Annotated in this window: 22 protein-coding genes and 2 tRNA genes; 15 read left to right on the top strand and 9 right to left on the bottom strand. The window is 43.3% G+C overall.

Annotated features, from left to right (window positions below; genetic code table 11):
- Window positions 1-157: 157 nt before the first annotated feature.
- Window positions 158-1,501 (top strand): glycerol-3-phosphate transporter, encoded by a 1,344-nt coding sequence (gene glpT / locus H3S94_RS11165; RefSeq protein WP_077993851.1) that lies wholly within the window; start codon window positions 158-160, stop codon window positions 1,499-1,501.
- Between the two features lie 902 nt (window positions 1,502-2,403).
- Here glpT and H3S94_RS11160 read toward each other — a convergent pair.
- The 4 genes from H3S94_RS11160 to H3S94_RS11145 all read right to left on the bottom strand — a co-directional run bounded on the left by H3S94_RS11160 (window position 2,404) and on the right by H3S94_RS11145 (window position 6,773).
- The gene (locus H3S94_RS11160) at window positions 2,404-2,928 is read right to left on the bottom strand and encodes a GNAT family N-acetyltransferase (RefSeq protein ID WP_198241124.1); all 525 of its coding nucleotides are present in this window, start codon (window positions 2,926-2,928) and stop codon (window positions 2,404-2,406) included.
- Window positions 2,929-2,953: 25 nt separating this feature from the next.
- Entirely contained in the window at window positions 2,954-4,558 is a 1,605-nt protein-coding gene (gene serA, locus H3S94_RS11155; RefSeq protein WP_077993856.1) for a phosphoglycerate dehydrogenase, read from the bottom strand.
- A gap of 75 nt (window positions 4,559-4,633) precedes the next feature.
- Window positions 4,634-5,797, bottom strand: coding sequence for a phosphoserine transaminase (locus tag H3S94_RS11150; RefSeq protein ID WP_198241123.1), 1,164 nt, complete (start codon window positions 5,795-5,797; stop codon window positions 4,634-4,636).
- Window positions 5,798-5,906: 109 nt separating this feature from the next.
- A complete protein-coding gene (locus tag H3S94_RS11145) occupies window positions 5,907-6,773 on the bottom strand; it encodes an NmrA family NAD(P)-binding protein (protein WP_198241122.1) in 867 nt (288 codons plus the stop codon).
- Between the two features lie 107 nt (window positions 6,774-6,880).
- Here H3S94_RS11145 and H3S94_RS11140 point away from each other — a divergent pair, with 107 nt between their 5' ends.
- From H3S94_RS11140 to ureG, 9 genes are all read left to right on the top strand, one after another.
- Window positions 6,881-7,318: a hypothetical protein gene (locus tag H3S94_RS11140; protein WP_198241121.1), complete on the top strand. Its 438-nt coding sequence runs from the start codon at window positions 6,881-6,883 to the stop codon at window positions 7,316-7,318.
- 150 nt (window positions 7,319-7,468) lie between these two features.
- Window positions 7,469-8,263 carry an urease accessory protein UreD gene (locus H3S94_RS11135; protein WP_198241120.1) on the top strand — a complete coding sequence of 265 codons (795 nt, stop codon included), beginning with the start codon at window positions 7,469-7,471 and terminating at the stop codon, window positions 8,261-8,263.
- Window positions 8,264-8,276: 13 nt separating this feature from the next.
- Window positions 8,277-8,579 (top strand): urease subunit gamma, encoded by a 303-nt coding sequence (locus tag H3S94_RS11130; RefSeq protein WP_077993865.1) that lies wholly within the window; start codon window positions 8,277-8,279, stop codon window positions 8,577-8,579.
- 39 nt (window positions 8,580-8,618) lie between these two features.
- Window positions 8,619-9,224, top strand: a complete 606-nt coding sequence (locus tag H3S94_RS11125; protein ID WP_198231737.1) for a HupE/UreJ family protein — start codon at window positions 8,619-8,621, stop codon at window positions 9,222-9,224.
- Window positions 9,225-9,268: 44 nt separating this feature from the next.
- Window positions 9,269-9,574 carry an urease subunit beta gene (locus tag H3S94_RS11120; protein ID WP_198231746.1) on the top strand — a complete coding sequence of 102 codons (306 nt, stop codon included), beginning with the start codon at window positions 9,269-9,271 and terminating at the stop codon, window positions 9,572-9,574.
- Complete coding sequence (gene ureC / locus H3S94_RS11115; RefSeq protein ID WP_198231738.1) at window positions 9,574-11,283, top strand: urease subunit alpha; 1,710 nt, start codon at window positions 9,574-9,576, stop codon at window positions 11,281-11,283. The genes H3S94_RS11120 and ureC overlap by 1 nt, the downstream gene beginning before the upstream one ends.
- A 7-nt stretch (window positions 11,284-11,290) precedes the next feature.
- Window positions 11,291-11,755, top strand: coding sequence for an urease accessory protein UreE (locus H3S94_RS11110; RefSeq protein WP_198241119.1), 465 nt, complete (start codon window positions 11,291-11,293; stop codon window positions 11,753-11,755).
- Window positions 11,755-12,414, top strand: a complete 660-nt coding sequence (locus tag H3S94_RS11105) for an urease accessory protein UreF (protein ID WP_198241118.1) — start codon at window positions 11,755-11,757, stop codon at window positions 12,412-12,414. Before H3S94_RS11110 ends, H3S94_RS11105 begins: the two co-directional genes overlap by 1 nt.
- Window positions 12,411-13,037 (top strand): urease accessory protein UreG, encoded by a 627-nt coding sequence (gene ureG / locus H3S94_RS11100; protein ID WP_198241117.1) that lies wholly within the window; start codon window positions 12,411-12,413, stop codon window positions 13,035-13,037. Before H3S94_RS11105 ends, ureG begins: the two co-directional genes overlap by 4 nt.
- Window positions 13,038-13,197: 160 nt before the next feature.
- On the opposite strand, the gene H3S94_RS11095 is transcribed toward ureG, so the two are convergent.
- Window positions 13,198-13,272, bottom strand: a tRNA-Glu gene (locus H3S94_RS11095).
- 163 nt (window positions 13,273-13,435) lie between these two features.
- Here H3S94_RS11095 and H3S94_RS11090 point away from each other — a divergent pair.
- Window positions 13,436-13,511, top strand: a tRNA-Phe gene (locus H3S94_RS11090).
- A gap of 322 nt (window positions 13,512-13,833) precedes the next feature.
- On the opposite strand, the gene H3S94_RS11085 is transcribed toward H3S94_RS11090, so the two are convergent.
- Complete coding sequence (locus H3S94_RS11085; protein ID WP_198241116.1) at window positions 13,834-14,181, bottom strand: hypothetical protein; 348 nt, start codon at window positions 14,179-14,181, stop codon at window positions 13,834-13,836.
- A gap of 781 nt (window positions 14,182-14,962) precedes the next feature.
- Between H3S94_RS11085 and H3S94_RS11080 the strand changes: the two genes are divergently transcribed.
- From H3S94_RS11080 to H3S94_RS11070, 3 genes are read left to right on the top strand one after another with little or no spacing between them, the layout of a single operon-like run.
- A complete protein-coding gene (locus H3S94_RS11080) occupies window positions 14,963-15,577 on the top strand; it encodes a hypothetical protein (protein ID WP_198241115.1) in 615 nt (204 codons plus the stop codon).
- Between the two features lie 22 nt (window positions 15,578-15,599).
- A complete protein-coding gene (locus tag H3S94_RS11075; protein WP_198241114.1) occupies window positions 15,600-17,069 on the top strand; it encodes an NAD(P)/FAD-dependent oxidoreductase in 1,470 nt (489 codons plus the stop codon).
- A 3-nt stretch (window positions 17,070-17,072) separates the two neighbouring features.
- Window positions 17,073-18,032: an alpha/beta hydrolase gene (locus tag H3S94_RS11070; protein ID WP_198241113.1), complete on the top strand. Its 960-nt coding sequence runs from the start codon at window positions 17,073-17,075 to the stop codon at window positions 18,030-18,032.
- 824 nt (window positions 18,033-18,856) lie between these two features.
- Here the strand turns inward: H3S94_RS11070 and H3S94_RS11065 are convergent.
- Both H3S94_RS11065 and H3S94_RS11060 read right to left on the bottom strand, forming a co-directional pair.
- Window positions 18,857-19,159: a hypothetical protein gene (locus H3S94_RS11065; protein WP_198241112.1), complete on the bottom strand. Its 303-nt coding sequence runs from the start codon at window positions 19,157-19,159 to the stop codon at window positions 18,857-18,859.
- A 1,374-nt stretch (window positions 19,160-20,533) separates the two neighbouring features.
- Window positions 20,534-24,031: a DEAD/DEAH box helicase gene (locus tag H3S94_RS11060; RefSeq protein ID WP_198241111.1), complete on the bottom strand. Its 3,498-nt coding sequence runs from the start codon at window positions 24,029-24,031 to the stop codon at window positions 20,534-20,536.
- Between the two features lie 532 nt (window positions 24,032-24,563).
- On the opposite strand from H3S94_RS11060, the gene H3S94_RS11055 reads away from it, so the two are divergent.
- Window positions 24,564-24,701, top strand: coding sequence for a hypothetical protein (locus tag H3S94_RS11055; RefSeq protein WP_198241109.1), 138 nt, complete (start codon window positions 24,564-24,566; stop codon window positions 24,699-24,701).
- Window positions 24,702-25,000: 299 nt separating this feature from the next.
- On the opposite strand, the gene H3S94_RS11050 is transcribed toward H3S94_RS11055, so the two are convergent.
- Complete coding sequence (locus H3S94_RS11050; RefSeq protein WP_198241107.1) at window positions 25,001-25,690, bottom strand: hypothetical protein; 690 nt, start codon at window positions 25,688-25,690, stop codon at window positions 25,001-25,003.
- Window positions 25,691-26,469 lie beyond the last annotated feature (779 nt).

Genomic DNA, 26,469 nt, shown 5'->3' with positions numbered 1-26,469 from the left:
ATAACGTGTTACTGTGCACAAATTGGATCATATTATCATTGGAATGTAACAGCTATGCGACGTTTTCTTGTCCTTGCGGTGGAAATTTCACCGATTTGCGCATGAAACGCCAAATTTTTTCAGGTTGCGTTCTGTCGATATCTATGGGAGGCAGTTCATGCTAAACATTTTTCAACACGCGCCTAACAAGCCGCGTGTACCCGAAGCGGAAATCGACCCGCTTTATCGTCGTCTGCGTTGGCAGATTTTCCTTGGGATATTCTTCGGTTACGCCGCCTATTATCTCGTACGTAAAAACTTTGCTCTGGCAATGCCTTCGCTGGTCGAGCAAGGCTTTACACGTGGTGATCTGGGTTTTGCGCTATCGGCTGTCTCTATAGCTTACGGCATTTCAAAATTTATTATGGGAGCGGTATCCGACCGTTCCAACCCGCGTGTTTTTCTCCCCGTCGGTTTGATTCTCGCGTCTGTTGTCATGCTGATTATGGGCTTTGTCCCTTGGGCTACATCCAGCATTGCTGTCATGTTCGTGCTGTTGTTTATTTGCGGCTGGTTTCAGGGAATGGGTTGGCCTCCCTGCGGACGCACAATGGTGCATTGGTGGTCACAAAAGGAACGCGGGAGCATCGTTTCCTTATGGAACTGTGCACATAATGTCGGCGGTGGTCTTCCGCCAATTCTGTTCATGCTTGGTATGGCCTGGTTCAATGACTGGCACGCAGCCTTTTATATGCCGGCTTTTGCGGCCATTCTGGTGGCAATTTTCGCCTTTGCAATGATGCGCGATACACCGCAATCATGTGGTTTACCGCCAATTGAAGAATATAAAAACGACTATCCGGAAAACTATTCGGAAAAGAACGAAGTCGAGCTCACCACAAAGCAGATCTTCACCCAATATGTTTTGCCCAACAAGCTTCTCTGGTATATCGCTTTTGCAAATGTCTTTGTTTACCTCTTGCGTTATGGCGTTCTTGACTGGTCACCGACTTACCTGAAGGAAGTCAAGCATTTTGCCGTTGACCAGTCTTCCTGGGCGTATTTCTTCTATGAATATGCAGGTATTCCCGGCACACTTCTGTGCGGCTGGATGTCTGATAAGGTATTCAAGGGCAATCGTGGTGCAACCGGTGTTTTCTTCATGACATTGGTGACCATTGCCACTGTTATTTACTGGCTCAACCCCGAAGGACATCCCAATGTCGACATGATCTGCATGATCGTTATCGGCTTCCTGATTTACGGGCCGGTTATGCTGATCGGTCTTCACGCTCTCGAATTGGCGCCGAAGAAAGCTGCCGGTACGGCTGCCGGTTTCACAGGTCTTTTCGGTTATCTTGGCGGTTCGGTTGCTGCTAGCGCGATCGTCGGTTACACTGTCGATTATTTCGGCTGGAACGGTGGTTTCCTCCTCATGATCGGTGGTGGCGTTATCTCTGTATTGCTTCTTGCCATCGAAATGGTGGGAGAACGCAAACAACATGCCCATGCCGAAAAATAAGTCGTTATAGACTTTAAAAAATATACGCGCTGGATTTATTCTGATTCAGCGCGTTTTTTGTACCCCATGAACGCTTCTTGATAGGAGCGTTTTATATGACCGTTTTCTACACACCGTTGCTGCTTTTCATTTGTCTTCTGTGATATGTACAGAACATATCTATGTTGTGTGCAAAACCTGATTGTCATCAAGGCCTATTTATATTCTTGATTGATATGAATAACCGGACACATCGGCCTATAGCAGAGAGAATAATCACCCCTTCAAACAATCAGGATGGCCGCCTTCTTCGTGTTATTTCAAGTTGCCAAATGGCGCGGGATTTTAACCGGTTATCAATTTACCAAATTGTCTCTAACGGCTTCGGGTCATTGGTTGTCTTACATGCGAAGTTCGGCGCATCGCATTATCGTTTTTAATGCAAATCTTGCGCCTTCAATATGTCGGCTTTTTGGGCGGTTCTCCCCGTCGTTCCACTTCATTCCTTCCCGACAATTTTTCTAAAGCACCGCATTCATCAAGCTCACAAAAAGACCTGCGTGCTCTTTTGATAAAATAACCCGATTTCCCAACGAAGCTGATAATGGCGGGAGAAATGCAATTCATTGCAAAAATTCGTTGCATCAAAAGAATAACCATCCGGCATTTGGAATAGCAATTCACAATAATGATGAAAGCCTTAACACTCTGAAGAGTGAATCGAGATTATCATCCCGAATATCGGAAAACCGACGACTATACGATTTCACAACGTTTGCATTTTGTTGAACAATCGTCAGAGTTTTCGTTTTGGCAAATTCCGTTTCATAGAAATAAGAGAGCGTAATTGTTAGATAGGTTGATTGGGCAAAGCCGATAGCCGCTCCTCAACATCACCTGTCTTCCGGAAAGGAAATGCAAATTCAGATATTACGTGTCATATAACTGGCGTCTTCGCTATAAGTCAGCAATTTTTGTTTCATTTCCTTTGACACATCAACCGTTTTAAACCCGTTCTTTTGCCAAAAGACTTGTGACCCATGAACAGCAACAAGGGAAAGTGTTTCGAGTTCTTCCCGCTCAGCGACAGCGACCAGAAGTTCAACCGCTTTTTTGCCATTTCCCCCGCCTTGCGCTTCGGGCAATAAAGCAAGATCGTGAATATAGAGCGTATCACATTTTTCCGGAAGTTTATGAAGCAGCCGGTCAAGAGCAGGAATGGAATTGGTTTTAAAAGGATGGGCAAGGCAATAACCATAGATTGCACTTGTTCGGGAGACCGGGCTCAAGTCTGAAATGTTTCCGGAGGCAGGATTTTCGTCAGAAAGTACAAAGCATGAAGAAGGAGAAAGATTGAATTTTTCTTCAAGCACCGCATCCTCTTCCGGAAAATCCGGATGACAAATTAAAGCGATCCGGCAGACACCTGCCAGATCGCTTTCTTTCATTGGACGCCAATATTTCACGGTTCAATCAACCGTTAGCGACATCGAATTCCAGAGGTTGGGTGTGTTTGATACCCTTTATCTTGCGCAATTCATCAAGCACTTGATCGGGAATACGAGCATCAAGATAAAGAAGCGCAATCGCGTCACCACCCGGTTCATTACGTCCCAGAGCGAAGTTTGCGATATTCACGCCGGATTTCCCGCAAATTGTACCGATTGTACCGATAATTCCCGGTGTGTCGGTATTGGTGATATAGAGCATATGCGGGCCGACCTCGGCATCAAGATTGATACCCTTGATCTGGATAAAGCGCGGCTTGCCGTCAACAAAGCAGGTTCCGGCAATGGAACGTGTGCGCTTCGATGTTTTGACTGTGAGTTTGATATAGCCGTCAAAAATACCGGATTTATCGCGCTTGACCTCGGAAAGAATAATACCGCGTTCTTTAACGAGAACCGGTGCCGATACCATGTTGACATCGGCAAGTTGCGGGCGGATGAGACCGGCCAATGCGGCACTGATGAGCGCACGCGTATTCATGGTAGCGGTTGAACCGTCAAACAGAATCTCGACTTCCTTGATATCTTCCTCGGTTGATTGGCCAACAAATGCACCAAGAACTTCGGCAAGTTTGACAAACGGCTTCAAGCGCGGTGCTTCTTCTGCCGTAATTGAAGGCATATTGATTGCATTGCTAACGGCACCATTGATAAGATAATCCGACATTTGTTCGGCAACCTGAATAGCAACGTTTTCCTGTGCCTCGGTTGTTGACGCACCGAGGTGCGGCGTACAAACGACATTATCAAGGCTGAAGAGAGGATCATCGGCAGCCGGTGGCTCGACTTCATAAACGTCAACCGCAGCACCTGCAATTTTGCCCGACTTCAAAGCGTCAACAAGATCTTTTTCGACAACCAGCGCACCGCGTGCACAATTGATAAGTCTTACGCCTTTCTTCATCTTGGCGATCGTTTCGGCATTGATGATATGGCGTGTCTTATCGGTGAGTGGTGTGTGTAATGTAATAAAATCGGCGCGCTTCAACAAATCGTCCAATTCGACCTTTTCGACTCCGAGTTCTTTGGCACGGGCATCCGAAAGGAACGGGTCATAGGCAATCACCTTCATCTTCAAGCCGACACCGCGGGTTGCAACAATCGAACCGATATTGCCACAGCCGATAATGCCGAGAGTTTTGCCGGTGATTTCAACCCCCATAAAGCGGCTTTTTTCCCATTTACCAGCCTTGGTCGATTTATCGGCGGCGGGCAATTCACGGGCAACAGCAAACATCAATGCAATGGCATGTTCTGCGGTTGTGATCGAATTGCCGAATGGCGTATTCATAACGATAATACCGCGCCGTGAAGCGGCCGGAATATCAACATTGTCAACGCCGATACCGGCACGACCGACAACTTTCAGGTTTTTCGCAGCGGCAATAAGTTTTTCCGTTACTTTGGTTGCCGAACGGATAGCCAAACCATCATATTGGCCAATAACTTCGAGAAGCTTTTCTTTGTCTTTACCGAGTTCCGGTTTGTAATCGACCTCAACGCCGCGATCTTTGAAAATCTGGACAGCGGTCGGGGATAATTTATCAGATACGAGTACACGAGGTGCCATTATGGCCTCCAAAAATTTTGTAAAATGGGGGAAAGAGCGGCCTTGAAACAAGCCGCTACAAGGGAATCTTAATTTTTAAAGAGCTGCTTTTTCAGCCTTGAAAGCCCAGTCGAGCCATTCCGTCAATGCCTGAAGATCGGCGGCCTCGATTGTGGCACCAGCCCAGATACGCAAACCTGACGGTGCATCGCGATAGGCCCCTATGTCATGGGCAACACCGGCTTTTTCCAGACGGTTGACAATAGCCTTGGCAAATGCCGCCTGCTTGTCGGCATCAAGTTTAGCCACAGCCGGATCGACAATTTTGAAGCACACGGAAGTGTTCGAGCGGGTCGCCGGTTCTTTCGCCAGAAATTCGATCCACGGCGTTTTGGCAACGAATTTGTCAAGGACAGCAAAATTCTCGTCAGCCCGTTTCATCAAAGTTTTCAGACCGCCAATCGACTTTGCCCATTTCAATGCATCAAGGTAATCCTCGACACAAAGCATAGATGGCGTATTGATTGTTGCGCCCTCGAAAATACCTTCAATGAGTTTTCCACCTTTTGTCATGCGGAAAATTTTTGGCAGCGGCCATGCGGGCGTATAGGTTTCAAGACGTTCTACCGCACGTGGCCCCAGAATAAGCACACCGTGTGCACCCTCGCCACCCAGCACTTTTTGCCAGGAGAATGTTACAACATCAAGTTTCGAGAAATCGAGATTTTGTGCAAATGCAGCCGATGTTGCGTCGCAAATCGTAAGCCCTTTACGATCAGCCGGAATAAAATCGGCATTAGGAACGCGCACGCCGGAGGTTGTTCCATTCCATGTGAAAACAACATCACGATCAAAATCGACTTTGGTCAAATCCGGTAATTCACCGTAAGGCGCTTCCAACTTGCGCACATCGGTCAATTTCAATTGTTTGACAACATCTGTTACCCAGCCCGAACCGAAGCTTTCCCATGCCAGCATGTCAACGCCACGTGCTCCAAGCAGTGACCACAGTGCCATTTCAACAGCACCGGTATCGGATGCTGGAACAATGCCGATACGATAATTTGCAGGAACTTCCAGCACTTCGCGGGTGAGGTTGATTGCCTCTGCCAGCTTGGCTTTACCAATTTTTGCACGATGTGAACGGCCAACCGGCGCATCAGCAAGCGCTTCAACCGTCCAACCGGGACGCTTTGCACAGGGACCAGAAGAGAAATTGGGATTGTTCGGGCGCACGCCCGGCTCGTTTAGATTTGTCATAATATTCTACCCTTTCAGATAGCTCGCCTCTCGTTGGGAAGAGGTGGCCCGCTGACGTGATTATCCGAAAGGCACTTTCAACACAAGTAAAAAAATAGATTATCACAAATTATTTAATCTGAGCCGCTTTTAGACAGAGTTTTTCAATGTATTGTTGAAGTGTTATTTTTCCTCTCTCTATTTTATTCAATGGCGGCCAATCACCACTTATTGTCTTTAACGCCATCGCTGTAAATGACATTGCACTTGATTTCGAGAAAGAAAGGGAAAGATAATAATTTTCAATATCTTCCCTCTTCACTCCTCTAAGTTTTACCGGTTTTCCGAGTGCCGTTTCAAAAGCGGATGCGACATCTTGAACCGTGTAACGTTCCGGCCCTTCAACATAATGAATGCCAGCCTTTCCACATTCGACAAGCCTTGTCAGATAATCGGCAATATCGCGGGGAGCGACCATTGGAATGATAGAATGGGAGGGATAAATAGTGGTCAAACATCCTTTTTTGATAATTTCGTTGAGAGCAAAATCCCAATTGGACATATAAAAGCCTGCACGAACAATCAGCGCTTCCGGATAAATCTCTTTAACTTTTTCTTCCAATAAATAAAGGCTGCCTAAATCTCCGATATGGTCACCTCTCTGAGCTCCATAAGTCGACTGCACAATGACTTTTTCAAGATTGGTGTTTTCGAGTGCGCGCATCATCGCAGCAATTGTTCTGCGCTCTTCAAGATCAACATCATAAACAGGATTGGCTGGGGGATTAAGGATATAAACGCCGCTCGCCTGCTTCAAAACCTCATGGAACAAACGATCGTCGGAAATATCAATTTCCGCAAGTTGCGCACCAAGCTTGACAAGGTTTTCAGCGCGTTTTCCGGAACGGGTTACCACTGTCACATCCCTCCCCGAACGAAGCAGATTCTTAGCGAGCTCCGAACCGATATGGCCAGTTGCCCCCATCACGACAAACATGATTCACCTCTCTTTCAAAAAACGTTAGCCTATCAGATAACGATAATCATTCTTGTCGGAAAGGACTAATAAAACTATGATGGGCTTTCAAACGGGAAGGGCACAGAATGAAACAATTGCATTGGAAAAAAAGTTTAAGCCTTATAATCATTCCGCTGTTGTTTTTAAGCGGTTGCCAATCGGTTCCCAAGCTCAAATCACCCGATAATATTTACGAATTCAACACCCGCCCGACAAATGAAGTTGGCATTCCGGCCGATGTTCTGAGGCGTGCCGCTTTTACGGCAGAACGTCGCGGCTATCGTTATTTTACAATCAATGACACGTCCGAAGGTGCACAAACTTCAAAAATGCCGACTTTCGGCATTAATTACGGACGTGATCCTTATGGCTTTTCTGACCCTGGTGCCGACAGTACGGGGGGCGGAATTTCAATGGATTTACCATTGAATACTCGTCGCATCCATTGGGTTGTCACCATGATGCATACGCCCGAAACACAATCGACCAAAGTTTATGATGTAACCGAGGTTATTTCCAAATAGCTGTTTTCAACAAGTTGGTCACTTCAAGTTCAAGATAAAAATTGCGTTTTATAGAAAAACTGCTGTCATATAGCGGTGAGAAGAACAATAATTTCATCAAAACTCGGGGATGGCAATCATTTGCAAAATTCATCTTTAAAAAAAGCCGTAATGCAGCGCATGGAAGGCTGCGCTTCGTTCAGCACGGTTTATAAAGATCAACGGTCATCTTTGGAAAAACTTTATCAATCCGGCTCGTTGAAATTACGTTTTCCGCTTTATTCCGACAACCATTTCGAGGCTGTGCAAATCAATACGGCAGGCGGTTTGACCGGCGGCGACAAGCTTTTCTGGAAATGCGAACTCGGTGAAAAAACAAAAGCAACCATCACCACACAAGCCGCCGAAAAAATATATCGCTCGCTTGATGGTATGCCGGCCGAGATCGATATTTCGCTAAATTTAAGAAAAAACTCGACATTGTTCTGGCTCCCGCAGGAGACAATTTTTTTCAATCGTGGCGCATTAAAACGCAAAATCACCGTCGAGATGGAAGAAGGTGCGGCTCTTCTTCTGGTAGAAGCTTTTGTTTTCGGCCGGAAATTAATGGGAGAGAAAGTTGTCAACGGCTTTATTGATGACGAGTGGCAGGTGCGTTTTTGCGATGAGCTTGTCCATTTTGAAGCCTTTAAAATCAATGGCAATATTTTACAGCAATCAACCCGCCCTGCAATTTTCAACGCCAATCAGGCCATTGCCACAATTCTCTACATTGCCGATGATTATCAGAGGCACGAAGCGGCTGCGAGAGAGATTATCGGACAATCCGGAGGGGTCTCTGCGTGGAATGGCAAGTTTCTTGCAAGGATGATTGAAAAGGACTCCTATTCTTTGAGGGAAAAACTTGCTCCTTTGGTAAAACTGCTAACAAAAGGTGCAGATGTGCCGAAATTTTGGTCAATTTAACTATGGGTGAATAATGATACTTACCGAAAGAGAAAAGGACAAATTGTTGATCTCGATGGCAGCAATGGTTGCTCGCAAACGACTTGAACGGGGAGTGAAGCTCAATCATCCGGAAGCTGTTGCACTGATTAGCGATTTTGTCGTGGAAGGTGCGCGCGATGGCCGCACCGTTGCCGATCTCATGGAACAGGGCGCTTATGTATTGCGCCGCGATCAGGTCATGGAAGGCATTCCTGAAATGATTGAAGACATTCAGGTTGAAGCAACATTTCCCGACGGGACAAAACTTGTCACTGTCCACCATCCGATCCGTTAAGCCTGACAATTGAAAAATATAAAACTTAGGGGAACTCTCATGAAACTCTTGTCAAAATCGACAATCATAACAGCTTTGATGATTTTAACATCGACACCGGCTTTTGCCCACCTTACCGGTGTTCCACATGACCATAGCTCTTTTACAAGCGGCTTTTTACACCCGTTAACCGGATTCGATCATATTCTTGTTATGGTTGCAGTCGGCCTATGGGCAGCTCAACTCGGTGGAAAATCGATCCTCGCAGTTCCGGCAAGTTTTGTTGTGTGTATGGCAATCGGTTTTTGGCTTGCCACAAAGGGCATTGCCCTACCTTATGTCGAACCGGTCATTCTTGCTTCCGTTATTGCAATGGGGCTCTTTGCGGCAATGGCCGTTCATCTTCCCATTATGCCCGCCATGCTCGTCGTCGGTGCTTTTGCTGTTTTTCATGGTTATGCGCATGGTCTCGAACTCGAAAATTCGGAAGCCTATGCTTACGGAACCGGTTTTTCTATTGCCACAGCATTGCTTCACGGCGTCGGTATTACAATCGGCTTGGGAGCAGGCAAAATTTTTGGCCAGTCAAATGGCGCAACCGCAATCAGAATCGGCGGCGTTGCGACCACTCTTGCAGGGCTTTATCTGGCATTTGCTGCCGCATGACGTCGAATTCCCGCCACCCGTTCTAACAATCGGAAAGAAATATGATGGTTCCCGGAGAAATGATTACAGAGGCAGGCGATATTGAAATGAATGCCGGCCGTAGCGCGATAAAACTCAAAGTCGGCAATAGCGGCGACCGCCCTATTCAAGTGGGATCACATTATCATTTTTATGAAGCCAATCCTGCCCTTCAATTCGACCGCGAAAAAGCCCGTGGAATGCGCCTTGATATTCCGGCCGGTACAGCAGTCCGGTTTGAACCCGGACAGGAAAAAGATGTTTTCCTCATACCATTAGCGGGAAAACGTCGCATTTTCGGTTTTCGTGCAAAAATTCAGGGGGATCTTTAATGAGCCACAAAATCTCGCGTGCTGCTTATGCGCAAATGTTCGGGCCTACAAAAGGTGACCATATCCGCCTTGCCGATACAGACCTTTTTGTAACTGTCGAAGATGACAAGACAACTTATGGCGAGGAAGTCAAATTCGGTGGCGGTAAAGTTATCCGCGACGGGATGGGACAAAGCCAGTATTCACGTGAACAAGGGGCTATGGATACAGTTATCACCAATGCCCTTATTGTCGATTATACCGGCATCTACAAAGCCGATATCGGTTTGAAAGACGGTCTTATCGAAAAAATCGGTAAAGCAGGCAATCCCGATATTCAACCAAATGTCGATATTATCATTGGTCCTGCAACCGAAATTATTGCGGCGGAGGGAAAAATTGTAACCGCTGGCGGAATTGATTCACACATTCATTTTATTTGCCCCCAGCAGGTCAACGAAGCACTTTATTCCGGCGTTACAACCATGTTTGGCGGTGGCACGGGGCCCGCGCACGGAACGCTTGCGACCACCTGCACACCGGGCCCTTGGCACTTGGCGCGCATGATACAAGCGGTAGACAGCTTGCCAATGAATATCGGCCTTGCCGGTAAAGGCAATTCGTCTTCCCCTGCTGCTTTGATCGAAATGGTCAATGCCGGTGCTTCTTCGCTCAAACTTCATGAAGATTGGGGGTCGACTCCGGCGGCAATCGACAATTGTTTGAGCGTTGCCGATGATTATGACGTGCAGGTTATGATCCACACCGATACATTGAATGAAGCGGGTTTTGTCGAAGATACAATCGCGGCATTCAAAGGCCGGACAATCCACGCCTTCCATACAGAAGGTGCCGGCGGGGGGCATGCTCCCGATATTATCCGTGTTTGCGGGTTTGAAAATGTATTGCCTGCCTCCACCAACCCGACACGCCCCTATACGGAAAACACCATTGCCGAACATCTCGATATGCTCATGGTCTGTCACCACTTGTCGGCAAAAATACCCGAAGATGTCGCCTTTGCCGAAAGTCGCATACGCAAGGAAACAATCGCGGCCGAAGATATTCTGCATGATCTCGGTGCTTTTTCTATTATCTCGTCGGATAGTCAGGCGATGGGACGTGTCGGAGAAGTCATTATCCGCACCTGGCAGACTGCCGATAAAATGAAAAAACAACGTGGTTATTTGGGAAAAGATAGCGGGTTCAACGATAATGAGCGCGTGAAACGCTACATTGCAAAATACACAATCAATCCGGCCATTGCACAAGGAATCGGTCATGTCACCGGTTCGATAGAAACCGGTAAACGTGCCGATATTGTCATCTGGTCGCCCGCCTTTTTCGGTGTAAAACCGGATATGGTTTTGCTTGGCGGAATGATCGTGGCGGCACCCATGGGTGACCCCAATGCATCTATTGCAACACCGCAACCGGTTCACTTCCGGCCAATGTTCGGCGCTCTCGGAAAGGCTGTCAAACACACATCTCTCACCTTTACGAGCAAAGCCGCCATTGATAATGGGCTAGCCGAAAAGCTAGGGCTTGAAAAGGAACTCGTTGCCGTCAAAAACACCCGCACAATTTCCAAAAAATCCATGAAACTCAATTCTGCAACGCCGCATATCGACGTTGACCCTGAAACTTATGAAGTGCGCGCAGATGGTGAATTATTAACCTGCGAACCGGCAAAGATACTTCCGATGGCACAGCGCTATTTCCTTTATTGAGGTTTAAATGTCCTATAAAACTTTTCGAGCAACAAAATATATACCGGTGTCCGATGCCAAAGGGGTTGAAACTTCAGGTGCGCTTTCACTTTCCCATGACGAGCGCCATATCCGCCGGAAATTACTTCATTTTGCCAATGGCGATATGATTATGGTGGATTTGAAAGAACCCGTCCATCTCAAAGAAGGCGATGTTCTTGAAGCTGAAAACGGTGAATATTTTCTCATCCACGCAGCCAATGAACCACTTTATTCTGTCAAAGCGGCAACTCCACTCGAACTTACCCGACTTGCCTGGCATTTGGGCAACCGTCATCAAGCAGTCGAAATCAAAGAAAACACGATTTTCGTGTCTCGCGATCCGGTTATTCGCGCTATGCTTGAAGGTTTAGGCGCAACCATTGAGGAGATCGAGGCTCCTTTTCAACCTCTCCACGGAGCATATCACGACCATGCGGGGCACCATCATTAATGTTGCAGGGTGACGCCTCTTTACTGCGCTTGATGACGCTTTTTTCGCCGGTCTTTCCGGTCGGAGGCTTTGCCTATAGCCATGGTCTCGAACAGGCCGTCCATGAAAATTTTATCACAAATGCCGAAGATTTGTTTGATTGGCTTGATGCTCTTGCCAATTACGGATCTCTCCATAATGATGTGGTTTTTATTGCCGAAGCGTGGAGATCAACCGATCAAGGAAAATCCATTATTGCCCTTGTCGAAATAGCCAATGCGAATGCTGCCTCGAAAGAACGCTTTCTGGAAATTGATTTACAAGGCCGTGCTTTTTGTACCTCGGTTGCCCAAACCGGTTTTTCAAAAGAAATCTATAAAGCTCTTCCCTATCCGGTTGCTGTCGGCGTTCTCGGACATCAAATAGAAATTTCATTGCCATCTGTCCTGACGGCCTATCTCCACACATTTCTGTCAAATCTGGTGCAGGCAGCTATAAGACTCGTTCCGCTTGGCCAAAGCGACGGGGTCAAAATAATGGCAAAGCTCGAAAAGACAATTCTTGCTATCACCGATAACAGCGATAAGCTCACACTTGATAATCTCGGTTCATGTTGTTTTCTATCCGACATCATGGCAATGCGCCACGAAACACTTTATTCAAGGATTTTCCGTTCATGACATCTTCTTATTCACCAAACGGTCCGTTACGTATCGGCATTGGAGGCCCTGTCGGGTCCGGAAAAACAACTTTGACGGAAATGCTATGCAAAGCCTTGCGCGATCATTACTCGGTCGCCGTTGTTACCAACGATATTTATACAAAAGAAGATGCGCTGATCCTCAATCGCGTTCAGGCACTGCCAGAAGACCGCATCATCGGTGTGGAAACAGGCGGTTGCCCGCACACGGCTATTCGCGAGGATGCAACTGTCAATTTGCAAGCTATTGACGAGCTTTTAAACCGGCATCCCGACCTTGATATGATATTTATCGAATCAGGCGGAGATAATCTCGCAGCAACATTTTCCCCTGATCTCGCCGATTTGACGCTTTACGTTATTTCGGTGGCAGAAGGTGAAAAAATACCGCGCAAAGGCGGTCCCGCCATTACACGCTCTGATTTGCTTATCATCAACAAGAAAGATCTTGCCCCATATGTTCACGCCGATCTTGATGTGATGAAACACGATGCCAAAATCCAGCGCGGCGACAAACCTTTCGTTTTCACGGATATGCTGCGCCGCGAAGGGCTTCAGGATATTATTCGATTTATCGAACTGGCAGGCGGCTTTAACCGATAAATAAACAAACGCCCACGCGAAAAATGTTTTTCACGGCTTAAAAATTTTACTCACACATGAACAAGGCTGATAGTGTCAAAGAGCTCATCCAAAGGCAAAACAATATTTGCCGGAATTTTTCTAAGACATTTTCACGAGAGATATGTTCAGAAAAATTAACTGGTACGCCTAAGGGGAATTGAACCCCTGTTTCCGCCGTGAGAGGGCGGCGTCCTGACCGCTAGACGATAGGCGCACGGTGTAAAGCCGCTAATAAGCCTTGTTTACTCAAAGAGCAATGCCAAATCCCCAAAAAAATGAACTTATCGGGGCAAATTTTGAATATTTTTGTTTTGAAGGCTAGACACCCAAAATTTTAATGTTATAAACCCAAGCGCTCCGGTTAAAAAATCGGATTTGCCCAGATAGCTCAGTTGGTAGAGCAGCGGACTGAAAATCCGCGTGTCCGTGGTTCGATTCCGCGTCTGGGCACCATCTTCAATTTTTATATGTTTAGTTTCTATAAGCAGATCGCTTTAACCCCTTGTTTTATCAAATTAAACAATTTCGATAAAAGCTCATAGCTTTCCATTTAAAATCCCGCTCTAGTCTAACTCGGCAACAAACTTTAACCGGATTGCACCAATCGCTTCCCGAATTATCTTGGTCGCTGTCCTGACAATAACCCCAAGGGTAACTCCATCACGATTCTGATCGGCGAAAACACACTCTCTATACGTTGTAATGTAATCGCCATTTGTTTTGTTTTTGAAATTGTACTTCGTCAGTGATGTATCGATCGTGTTATTCGACAGGGTCAAAGTTGATGCAGCGCAATAAAAAGCGCTACCAATCCGGTTGCAAAAGGATCCATACTCATAGAACTCTCACATGTCGGACACATAGAACATATTGAATATCTTTCATAGAGATGGCTACCGAAAACCACAGCATCGTGATGCTTTTTCAAAAATGGGCTGATATTGCAACAATAGATATAAAAATCGCGTTTACGGGTAGCGCCCACCTCCTGTATGAATGTAATCCATTGATATCGGCTGTGCTTTGTTAATGGTTCAGGCAAGGCATATGTATTTTCAAACACTTCCAGTTCAAAATCCGGACAGGTAACCGTCATCGCTTTATCGGTCGCGGTAAAAATCATCGGTAACTACATAACCATCTTGAAAGTGAAACGAAGTGGTGATTAGCTATTCCGGCACGCTATATAGATGTCGTCATGTTTTTCCGATACCGATAAATTCAACATATCGCCCAACAGCCATTTCGTCTCACTAGCAATATTGTTGAGCGCTTCAAGTAAATCGACGTTAACCAAAAAAACGATCCCTCATTCTTTGATCGTGGGCCTCAAGTAAATATACAGTCTATGTTTCTCTGGATCATCTCCGGTTCCAGCATGACATGGGACACAGACCATGTCCCGTACTTTTCGGTATTCTCAGGCGTTTCACAATATCGGCAGCAGTTAAACTGTGCGTATTTTTTCCAGTAAATCAAGAATTTATACTGATCTGCTTAAGGCCTAGATATTGTAATTTTTAATAACATTCACATGATATACATTTTATTGACAAACTGAAATATCTTACGCAATATACAAAACATCGGAATTATTTCACTATAATGAAATAATTTTAAATTAAAAATATTGTGGAGGGAAATTTAAATAATTATACAAATTCAATTAGTTATTTGAATATTGAAGTTGTGGCAGCAAAGAAAATTTCTTGTACATCTTTCTGCTGTGGCGGAACGACGCTGTATAAAATCCGGTTCATAGACCCGAATTTAAAAAATAAACAAGACGAATTTTAAATTCAAAAAATCTTACTATCGAAAAGTCGGAGGTAACTTATTTGATAATAAAACTGTAATTTGAAATATATCCTATATGCAACTTGATCGCTTTGGGAGGAGAGATCATGTCACATGGATTTTCGACGGGAAAAAGCGAAACAGCGCCACCCGTCAACATTAAAAAAGTCATTACAGCGTCAAAGGCAGGTACAATTGCCGAATGGTATGAAACCCTTATTTATGGTGTTTCAACTATACCGGTTGTCGGAACGCTGTTTTTAGCGAAAGTGGATAGCCCGCTTGCCGGAATTATGGCAGCATTTGCCACTTACACGATAGACTTTGCAGCCCGCCCCCTTGGGGATTTGATTTTTGGTCACTATGGTAACAGATCGGGGCGAAAAAACTGGCTTCCGTTCAGCCTTTTTCAGGTCGGTATTTCAACTTTCCTTATGGGTTGTATCCCTACTTTCTCGTCGATCGGCTTGCGTGCACCTTTTACAATTATAGTGCTGGGGTTCGTACAAGGCTTTACCCTCAGTGGCGAATGGGGTGGTGCAATTCTACTCGCAAAATATAACGCGACAATTCCCGTTACTATTTATCTATTTTTTGTCTGCGGAATATCTACGGTAGCATTGCTTTGCCTTCATGAGGCGCGTCACCTGAGACTGAATATGGTTGACGAAAAATATCTTGGAAAACGTGGGGCTAGCCCGCTTTTGGAAGAAAATTGTTAAAATTATTTTTGGGAGGATAGACATGTTTGATCGGAATAAAAAACACTTTCGCACGGTTATACTTGGTGCTGGTTTCGGTGGTTTAGGTATGGGAGCCACTCTGAAGGAAGCCGGAGACGACGATTTTATTATTTTTGAAAAGGCCGGGGAACTCGGGGGTGTATGGCGCGACAATAGCTATCCGGGTGCTGCGTGTGATGTGGAAGCCCATCTCTATTGTTACAGCTACTTTCCTTATTTGCGTGTCAGTAGTATGTTTCCGGAGCGCGACGAGTTAATGGGCTACCTGCATAGATTTGCCGATCATTTCGATCTCGAAAAACACATTTTTTGTAATCATAAAATAACGTCGGCTGTCTGGAACGAAAAAACCAATCAATGGGAATTTGAGGTTAATGGTAAAGAACATTTTACCTCAACATTTTTTGTGCCCGCCTGGGGGCAATTGAATACGCCTAAAATTCCGGAATTTAAGGGACTAAGCGATTTTAAAAATCCGATATTCCATTCCGCTGAATGGGATCATTCGATTGATCTTAACGGAAAAAACGTTGCAAGCGTAGGTTCCGCTGCAAGTGCCGTGCAATATGTTCCGGAAATTGCGAAAATTGTTCGCCATCTGACTGTTTTTCAACGTAGTGCCAATTGGATAATGCCGCGTAACCAATATTTCTTTTCCGAAGAAGAACTGGATAATTTTGAAAAACATCCGGAAACGTTTTGGGAGAGCCGGCGACAAGTGTATAAATTGCGGGAAGAAGGGTTCCAACGAACCAAACATAATTCCGTCGCACAAAAGGAAGGTATTAAAATGGCCAAGGCGCACCTGGCCAAACAAATTAGCGATGAAGAATTGCTAAAAAAACTCACTCCGGAATTTGAATTCGCTTGCAAACGTATCTTGCGTACCGATGATTATTATCCTGCCTTGATGCGTAAAAATGTTTATCTCGAAACTGCGCCGATTGACCATTTTACCAGTGATGGTATCGTCACCAAAGAAGGTGTCGAACACAAATTCGATGTCGTCATTTTCGGTACAGGATTTTCAAGTCAGGCATTTCAGGGCGATCTGGTCATTACGGGTCAGGATAATGTGACACTCGATCAGGTATGGCAAGACGGCGCACAAGCTTATCTGGGCATGAATATACCCGGTTTTCCCAATATGTTTGTTCTTTATGGACCAAACACAAATCTCAACCATAATTCAATTCTTGCTATGCTTGAAATTCAGCAAAATTACATTGTTCAGGCAATGAACCATATTGATAACGGGCAAGCTGCTTCTGTAAAAATTGATGTTTTCAACCGTTATAATGACAATATTCAGGAGGAGATGAAAGACTCGGCTTTTTCATCGTCATGCAGCAGTTGGTATAAAAATGCTGCCGGCCGTGTCATCAATAACTGGTCGGGAACTGTGGAAGATTATCGTCAATTGGCAAAATGGAATGATAACGATTTTGATTGGGTCGAAAGAGCAGGTTGAAAAATGACAAAAGGAACATTTATTCCTCTGGAAGAGGTCGCTGCCGATGCGAGAGATCTTGTCAAAGCATTTCGAGATAATGGCGAAATATCATTTCAGGATTTACCTTTGGAAGAGGTTCGAGAAGGTTATCGTCAGTCGTGTAGCATATATCAACTTCAAGTGGACGAAAAACTCTCGGTAACTGACGTGGATTGCAAAGTAACGGGCGCTACGATCAAATTGCGGCATTATTCAAAAGGCGACGACAAGCACAGACCGTTATTGCTTTATTTGCATGGCGGGGGATGGGTCATCGGCGATCTTGATACACATGACGGAATTTGTCGATATATGGCAAAAAAGACATCTGCCAATGTTGTAGCCGTCAATTATCGGCTAGCTCCGGAACATGTTTTTCCTGTTCCTTATCAGGATTGCGTTGATGCTTTGAATTGGCTTGCACAAAATCAACAAGCTTTAAAACTCGATTGTTCTAAAACGATCATCATGGGAGATAGCGCGGGCGGTAATATGGCAACGATACTTGCCAACGAAAAACACATCAGTCAGGATATAAAAATTATATCTCAAATATTGCTTTATCCTGTCACCGATTTGACAGCATCGTCACCTTCTTATCAAAAAATAAAACAAGGATTTTCACTCGTTGATAAAACTATGTATTGGTTTCGAGAGAAATATGTTCCGGAAAAAACAGATTTGAAAGATCCTCGTCTTTCGCCCCTGTTTCATAACCATAACAAACAACCTCCGATGTTCATTGTTACAGTTGGACTGGATCCGCTAGCAGACGAAGGTTGTGATTATGCAAATCTTGCCGCAAAAAGTGGCACAGAACTGGAACACCACCATTTGCCTCATCATATGCATGGCATGTTCACCTCTGCCGGAAAAGTGAAAACCGCGAAAAAAATGCTAAAAATGGCCGCTCGTTTTATTGAGGATCGGCTTTCATCCTGATTGGTATTATGAAAGATAATATTCAAGATGGGCGGTATTTTGAATACCGCCCAATTATCGCTTTTATGATATATATTCTTTTAATGTGTTATTAATAAACTTAAAGTCGCCAATCGTTCTCTACAAAAGTGAATTCATTTTTGCTCATCACTTGAAATTTCCAGAAACAGTATAGGTAACAATTTAGGTATAATCATCCAGTCTATATGAGTAATATTGTTATCAGATTTTCATGTAGTCCGTTATTGAAGCGTCATTCATGCTGATCGAGATCACGATGAAACGGCTCTTTAATATTACTCTTAAAGCGGCACATATATAGCTTTGTCCGATTTTAAAAAATTCCGGATTTCGTTTATATGCCGGCTTATTGGTGTAACCTCGTTAATTTTCTATAGAAGACTTGTCGGTAATCAAAAGCTGTCTCAAGTGGCAGCTATGCGCAAACAAGTCAGCGCACAAAATAGCAACATTTTATCGGTTTTGACGATACGTACTGCTCGTCAGCCACTATGCGAAACGGCTTTTCCACTTGCCTGCTTGATAAACATTCCACACATCAAATGGATGATTAGTACATGCTAACCACAGCGGATCCAATCAATGCAGCGTTTGATGCATTTCTCAAGCTATATTGACCAAAACAAAACGTAATTTTCAAGAAGAAGTAACGTTACCAGATTGAGTTGAACGGTGTCTGTTATGAACGCTTTTTTTGGCGATGCGACTATTGCAAGTTGTTTCTCCATTCATTGTCAACTCCGAACAGAAGATAAATGACGGTATTTCTTTTAGTCAATTGATCCAGTGTCACAAGCGGCTGCTTATGCAGGCGCTTCCAAACCGATTTTTTTCGTTTTATCCGAATTCTCGTCATTCGCAGATTCCGTGATGATATTTTGGCGCCAAGTCAAAAAATTATAGCTATAAGTGGTTACTTCCAACGATACTCTGTTCAATTCAGAAGGATCATATCCAATCAGATAAAAATCATTATCCTGCCAGCGAAATGTATAGACATTATAACCCAATGAGTTGCTGAACCAGCCAATTCTGATAACAAAGGTGCCATTACCCGCATAAACTTCACCATAAACTACGCCGTTAAACGGGTCTTGGCTATCCATACTTGCGGTAACACGCTGAATGAAAGTAGTGTTCTGCTTGATAAGTCACCAGCTCTTCCCGTCAGCGAATAAAACGATCAATATTCTTGGATTGGTATCAATCGGCGCACAACTGTCACAATTCACAGGCCGAATAAAATTTGAATCGTTCCGATCTTTCACAACCATGACCGTATCCAATTGGCCATCTTTATTGAGATCGTCTTGCCGGATAAATTCTATGTTCCAAAAGTAGGGAACAAAGTCTTCAAGCTTTTCGCTGCGTTGAGGCAATTTGGGTAAATCAAGTGTCTTTGAATCTTCTGCACAGCTGACAGATAACGAAAAACATCATAAAGAACAAAAATGCTATAGCTTTAAAAAAATTGTTTAGCTGCACCTTTTATCTGCCTTTTTTTCGAAAAATACGCTAATAAAAATTCAACAAGATTGTATGTATTTAAAAATTAATTCATAAACATTAAAAAGTATTTCCAAATTATAACTCGATATCAACAACACAAAATCGAATATATTGTCTCAGAATTTTACGCACATTGTTGGATTGAACGCTTACACAATGATCCATTACGCTCCGGAACTTGACACATTTTTTTTAAAACCTTTTTCCAGAAGTTTTCCTTAAATCTCAGAACAAGTTTCGAATATAACATCAGACAACAACTGTTGAACTAAACAATAATTGCGCTTGAACAAGTCTCTATATTGACGCCTATTCTGATCCGGAATGAAATTAATCGAGATATTACTATTCTTATTCGCCCGAAATGAGCCTCTCTCTTTGGTAATCGAACATTCGATCGAAACGTTATAGAAGAAAATTATATCGAAGAAATTTTCGCCGGTTTTATAGAATATAATGTAGAAAATTCTGTCGTCATTCCGCCCCCACCGTAAAAGTTCTCTGCTGCCGGTTGGATGAAGATTGTCAGTTTACGATAGTTTTGCAGTTAGCAGTAACGTTATGATTGTCAAACTTTCCTCTCCGGCCAAATGAGTGTGATTTGGAAGCGGCTTTAAACCACCATGCAAAATCGAACATCTGTTTTGCAAAACTCGAAGACCGGCGGCTTTTTGCGAAACGCTACGACAGATGTACACTCGCTTTTTCTCGACCATATACATCGCCGCTTGAAGTCATCTTCTATCTTAATTGATGTGGCTTGCCCCTAAAATTCAATGCTCTTTACACATGGGAAAAAGTGACCGGAAAAATATTCATATAATATGAACAAGAAATACGTTTCTACATGTTTAAGTATATAATTTTAAAAATTATTATCTTAAAATTTTAAAACAATAATTTACTTTGAAACAAACTAACAAATATTCATGATGTATCTTACTATATAAATTAAAAATTATATTTTTAAATCAATTTTGAGCATCCATATATTTATCAAGTGTTTGAAACACGCCAGCTTTTTTCCAAAGTTTTCTGTTACCTATAACATATAATGCTTCTTTGGCTCTCGTTGCTGCGACATTGAGCAAATTAGGTCTGCCACCTGCCCAGTTTCGTGCACCTGTCTGCTCGGCGTTGGGTGCCCCAAGAATAAAAAATACAGCCTCCGCTTCTCGCCCTTGGACCGTATGAACTGTTCCGACATGTTCATAGACCCATCGGCGCGGATCCAAATCCGTGACCCAATCTGCAAGCAAATGACTTTCAATAAGCATTTTACGCATATTATCTTGCACAACAACAAAAGGAGTAACAATATAGAAGTCGGGCTTAACGTTATGTTCCTTTAACTCCTGCAACAAGGACAGTATTTTTTGTCCTTCCTTTTGACACCATTTGTCCTCACCTTGACCTTCAATGTGAAACCAGCAAGATGGACCAAGAATATCTCTGATGTCCGATGATTTATCAATCTTGGCCTGTACCATCATATTGTCATATGCAATGCTATTCGAAATGCGAAACATTGGATCAGTGCATCGTCTATGTACCAGAAGTGGCACTCCAACCTGACGTTCACCATCAGTCGTTTCAAAAGTCGCATAATATTTCGTTGCACTATCGGCAAGTGTTTGTACTGAAGCTTCCGGAGCATTATAAATTACAGGATCAACGCCGAATTGGCGACATATTGTTTCCGTCAATTGTTTTGGCAAAACAACAACTGGCTCGATCTGCATTGGATCGCCAACAATAATTGCCCTTTTTGTTCTTATTAAAGCCCCTACAGCAGCTTGGGGTAAGGCCTGCCCGGCTTCATCAATTAATAACCACCCAAAGGCTTCCGGCCCGATTTTCTTGAACATACGGGAAACCGATGCAAATGTCGTGGATATCACAGGTACCAATAGAAACAATGTAGACCAAAGATCAGGAATGAGGGCGTCTTTTTCATCACTTCCCAATGATCGCATACCAAAACAATCCATCAACACATTCATATTATGACGAATTGGTTTAGCGGCACAATCAACGAACGCTTTATGAAGCTCCATAGCGGCTTCAAAAACTTCGTTTCGTAAACCCGCTGTTACATTATCCAACCAAGGCGCGCTTTTTTGACGTTCATTATGTGATTTTTTGAAAAATTCTTTTGAAATAACAGTTCCGGGATATTGGTCTTGCAATTCCTTCAAGCTATTTTTATTATTTTTTATTACGTCATTGATTTTATCAAGTAATATCTGTTTTTCCGCTATTACGTCTTGTATTTTAGACACTTTGAGCTGTTTTGTTTCCAACTCATTCGATAAATCGGTGAATAGCTTTTTTTGGGAAACGAGTTCTTTCTTTCTAGGATTAAATGATTCTTTCCATATCTTATAACTTTGCGTGCCGAATAAACGGGAAAAAAAGCCCGGTCGTTTTGCCCAAGTGCTATCATACTCCTGTTGAGCTTTATTGGTTCTGTACTTCTGCTCTTCCAGCTTCTGTTGTAGTTTTTCCACTTCTTGAAGAAGGCCGCTTAGAGGCAATTTCTCCTTAGAAATAATCTGGGAAATCTGTTTTGCTTCAGCTTGCTTCTGTTCCAACAATTGCAACAAATGATGTATCTTTTCCAAATCGCCCAAAGCAGATTGTTCAGCTTCAAGACATTCCAGAAATTCTGATCGAACATCATCCCATCGTTGTAATGCTTCTTCATGATCTTCAGGAGCATCTTCATCAACTATGACACGTGGTTTTCTTTCAATCTCTCCAGCCTCAGTCTTTTCCCGAATAAATTGGGGATTGCCGGAAACCTCCTGAAAGTATTTTTGTAACCCGTGGTCTTCGTTCCACCAAAACTTTTGGCGAAATTCACTACGATTTTTACTATTGCCGAGAACTGCAGCAATGGCGCCCCAACTGTCTCGTTCCAACAATTTATCAGACACCGTTTTAAAATATCGTAATGTACTTTTTTCAGCAATGGCTTGTTGGGCGGGTAGCTCGGCACTGACATTCTCAACGGCTTTGTTGTTGGAAGAGGCAACGATCATCTCGTACCCCTTTATTTCAGGAGCTAATTTATAAATTTTTACGGATGCCTGATTCTTCTTTATACGATCTCCTGAATCTATAAAAGCTTCCTCCGGGTCATCAAATTTGCAGAGCGCCACTGCACGATTTGTCACAAGTGCTGCAATAACGTCACGAAGCAGAGTTGTTTTACCCGTTCCTGGAGGGCCATTGACCGCCATGATGCCATCGGTTTCCAAGTCTTTAAGTGCGAGGTTAACAGCACATTGTTGAAGAAGAGCAAGTGGAAAGAGCCCTTTTCCCGGCCATGAGCCTGACGGAAAATTTTGTGGCTCTAGGGCTTCGACAATTGCAGCTTTGTCGTTCAACATATCTTTCCGGTTTTCAGGCTTTACGATACCCAAATAACGTTCAAGATTGGGAGTCGTCTGTTGGGCGGAGATCATCTTTCTTGCCCAGTCCAAATCGTCTAGAAAAAAGGAATTTAATATCAATGCTTCCGGAGGGTCCGGTATTTTATAATATTGGTAGACTCTGACTGCAAAAGATGGTGCTTTGGTAAAATGGTCGGGTAATTTTATTTGTCCTAGTAGCCAGTTATATGCGTCGATAATCCCATCATGATCAAGCGGAAGCACTTCTCCATCTTCGTCATCAAACTTGACTATTTTGTCTTTTAATCCCTCCATAAGTGGTTGTTCAACTTCCGACCATTGCCCGAGTTCTTCTAATTTACCATTTAAAGCAACAGAAAGCCCCCATCCAAAACTGGAAATTGCAACAGGATCCGTTTCAACCGGACGCCCGTCGCGATCAAGCATAATTGTCGCAAGAATTGCTTCTCCATAAGCTCGCGGCATCTCGGCTCTATTGTCCCCATAGACTTCCAACAAAGCCGAAGTTGCCTTAAGCATATCAATGCTACCAAGGACAATCTGATAATAGAGCCTATAGTTGGGACGGCTCTTTTCTCCACCACGTTCCCAAGGCATCCATTGTTTATTTAGTTGTGCTATTGCTTTTTGATCCCCGCCCGCAAGATCTTTCGGTTGGCGAAAAGAAGGAGGAGAAAGAACTTCCATTGCGGTCCAAGACAAAAGTACATCGTTTGGATCATTTTCAATAGCTGGATGACGCAATATTTTACGTGGCACTTTAAACGCTGGTTTTAAAGATTGTGAAGTTACTGGCTGTTTTTCTGGTTCAGATAAAGGCATCGCATTTTTTTCTTGTATCGGCTCCGGCTCATTCGGCTGAACATAAGATCCTTTATTCGTCGTTAAACGCGCTAATTGAACCTTTCTTTTCAATAATTGCGACCGCTGGGTTTTTCTGTTCGAAAGCTCGGCCAACAAAAGATCAAGAAATGCCGCATCGTTACAGTTATCCTTGAACAGTTTTTCAAGCTCGGCTATTCCTTTTCTAAAAAATGGTCTTGTGGACATATGAACTATAATCGAATTTTCTTTTCTTTTAAAAACCAGTATCGTATCAAAACACAATTCTTTTTAACTTTAAAGATAGATATTTTAAAAACATTTATTTAAATTAAAGGAGTTGTGTTTCATTCTAGGTTGTTAAAATTATTTACAATATCTTTTTAAAATGAAATAAATAAAATTCAAAATCGGGGTCGTGTGGGACGCGCTTCAAAATTAACGCAGCTTTTCGTTGTCTTTAATGTTCGAGCGCCCTTTTTTACAAAAAAACATTTGACGAGACTGCCAAAAAAGCAACGCCATAGTAAAAGACATATTGCAACAATTAAGCACCTATTACAAAAACAGCTTGGGCAATTTCATAACCGAAATGTAACATGGGATTATTTGCAACAAAATTGGAACTGATCCAAAGGTTTTTGATATAGCTTTAAAAGGGTGTTTTTAAGTTAAGACGTTCAGGCATGGTTTCAACGATTAAAAACGGCATTGTTGCCAGTCGCTTGAGGCAATCAGCCAAAAATGGCCGCATGATTTCATGAATGGCTGGAGCTACTACAGTAATGAAGCATTGATGAATATTCACAATTCTCTCTCGCTCGCCCATGATGAACGTGAAAATAGGACATTCTCGCGCAAAGAATTGCCTTTTGATCTTTCAAGGTGGCGGAGCTAATAAACATAATGACGCGCCTAAAAAAGAGTGAAAGCTTCTAGTCAGTCAGTGCCGCTCTTTTATCAACAATTGACGCTAACTGTTGCCACTCAAAAATAACAAAGCAGGCTATGAAGCCACATTCGAAACCAACCTATTTGCTTCTCATTTTACGCAAAAGCGGTGTCGAAATTACCAATTAAAGCGGAAACCGGCAGTCTTCTAACGATTGATTATCTCTAAAAACAACAACTATGGTATTTTGATATAGAAAAGAAGTCCTGTGACGAATAGCGTCCGTTATTACTTGAGACTGCTCATCATCGAACCATACGCAAAGGTGGGCGCTGTGGCTTTCGTTCCGATGGTCGAAATTCTACGCCAGTCTCCAAAAGATCAATAATACGCTTATAATCCTCATCTATCAGCGTCCAACAATTAAGATTAAATGCGACTATGAAGTTGGTATACCCGCCAAACCTCCCCCAATAAGTTCTGCCGGTTTCAAAAAACGCCAATATATGGTTCATTTCGATATTGAATTCTTCAGCAAATTCACCTTTTGGTGTTAAATAAAGCGATATAATACTTTTTAGATGATTGACACGTAGCATAACTTTTTTATCAGCTCGAAGCTCCATATCATGATATGTAAATAAATATGCCTGGAACTCAGCCAACGCTGTTTGCAACTGTTGATGTCTTTGCAATAAGAGATTTGAGAAATTGAATCGGGCTGTTTGGTCCACTTCCATCCTTTTCAATTCTGTATTCAATTGTGAGAACCGCTCATTAATACGGTTATTATTGTTATCTATTTCAATATGGGTGAGTTCTAAACTGTATTTTATCTTTTCGCTTTTTCGATTTAGAAGACGGGTAAAAAAACAATTAGCAACGCTCGCAACAGCGCTTACGACTGCCACAATTAGCGTTACTACAGCATCTCCGCTTGAAAATTTTTCTAATAAACACTTACCAATTTCTGAGATGTTTTCTAATAAAAACATATAAATACCTCCCTTGTGACGTATATCTTCCGTTAAGGAGTAAAACGTCACTATGTATACAATTCGAAATTGTTTCAATCCGCAAGGTTCAGCCTTTCATGCTAAGACTACTACTTGCCTAATTGCGTTTTTTTACCTAAAGCTCATTCGGTTCAGATTATCGCTCTTGGGACGACTAAACCAACTAGATATCCGATATCAAAGAAACGCATTTATCATTTCATCATTGACGAGCTGTACGTCAGTTGTTGCCTAACAACCTATGCGCCCTGCCATGGATAGTGCCCCACTAACCAGCAACAAAACTATTCCAACTTCTCACAGTGCAGAAAATATCAGTTCAATCGTCCTAGTCATGCAGGCAACAGATGATGCGAGAGAAGCGGCGCTGCATCCGATTCTTTTCCTTCGTATCTCTGATACGTTTAAGCAAGGCTTTAAACGACATCGGCGAGAAACCGGATATTGTCTATTCTATTTGTATGACGCCTAAAACCATTCTTTCTAATGACGTTAAGCAGACGAATTTAAACTTGAGGCAAAGAGACTAACTCCCACTAGAGAGCTTTCTCCAAACAGTAGATGAACAGCGTAAAGTCTGTTACCGTTCTGATACCCACAACTACTTTATCGACTAGCGACGGATGAGGAGGGAGATATCACGCAACCATTTTAAATGCAGATACCCCGCAATGGGATTATCACCAAGAGGGGCAATTGGCAGGATATTTTTGACGTGCGTTTCGATAAAAAGTGACGGAACTTGTTTTTCCTGAAGC

It is taken from the genome of Bartonella sp. B10834G3, assembly GCF_016102505.1.
Lineage (GTDB): Bacteria > Pseudomonadota > Alphaproteobacteria > Rhizobiales > Rhizobiaceae > Bartonella > Bartonella choladocola.
This window is presented reverse-complemented; position numbering and strand designations above follow the sequence as displayed.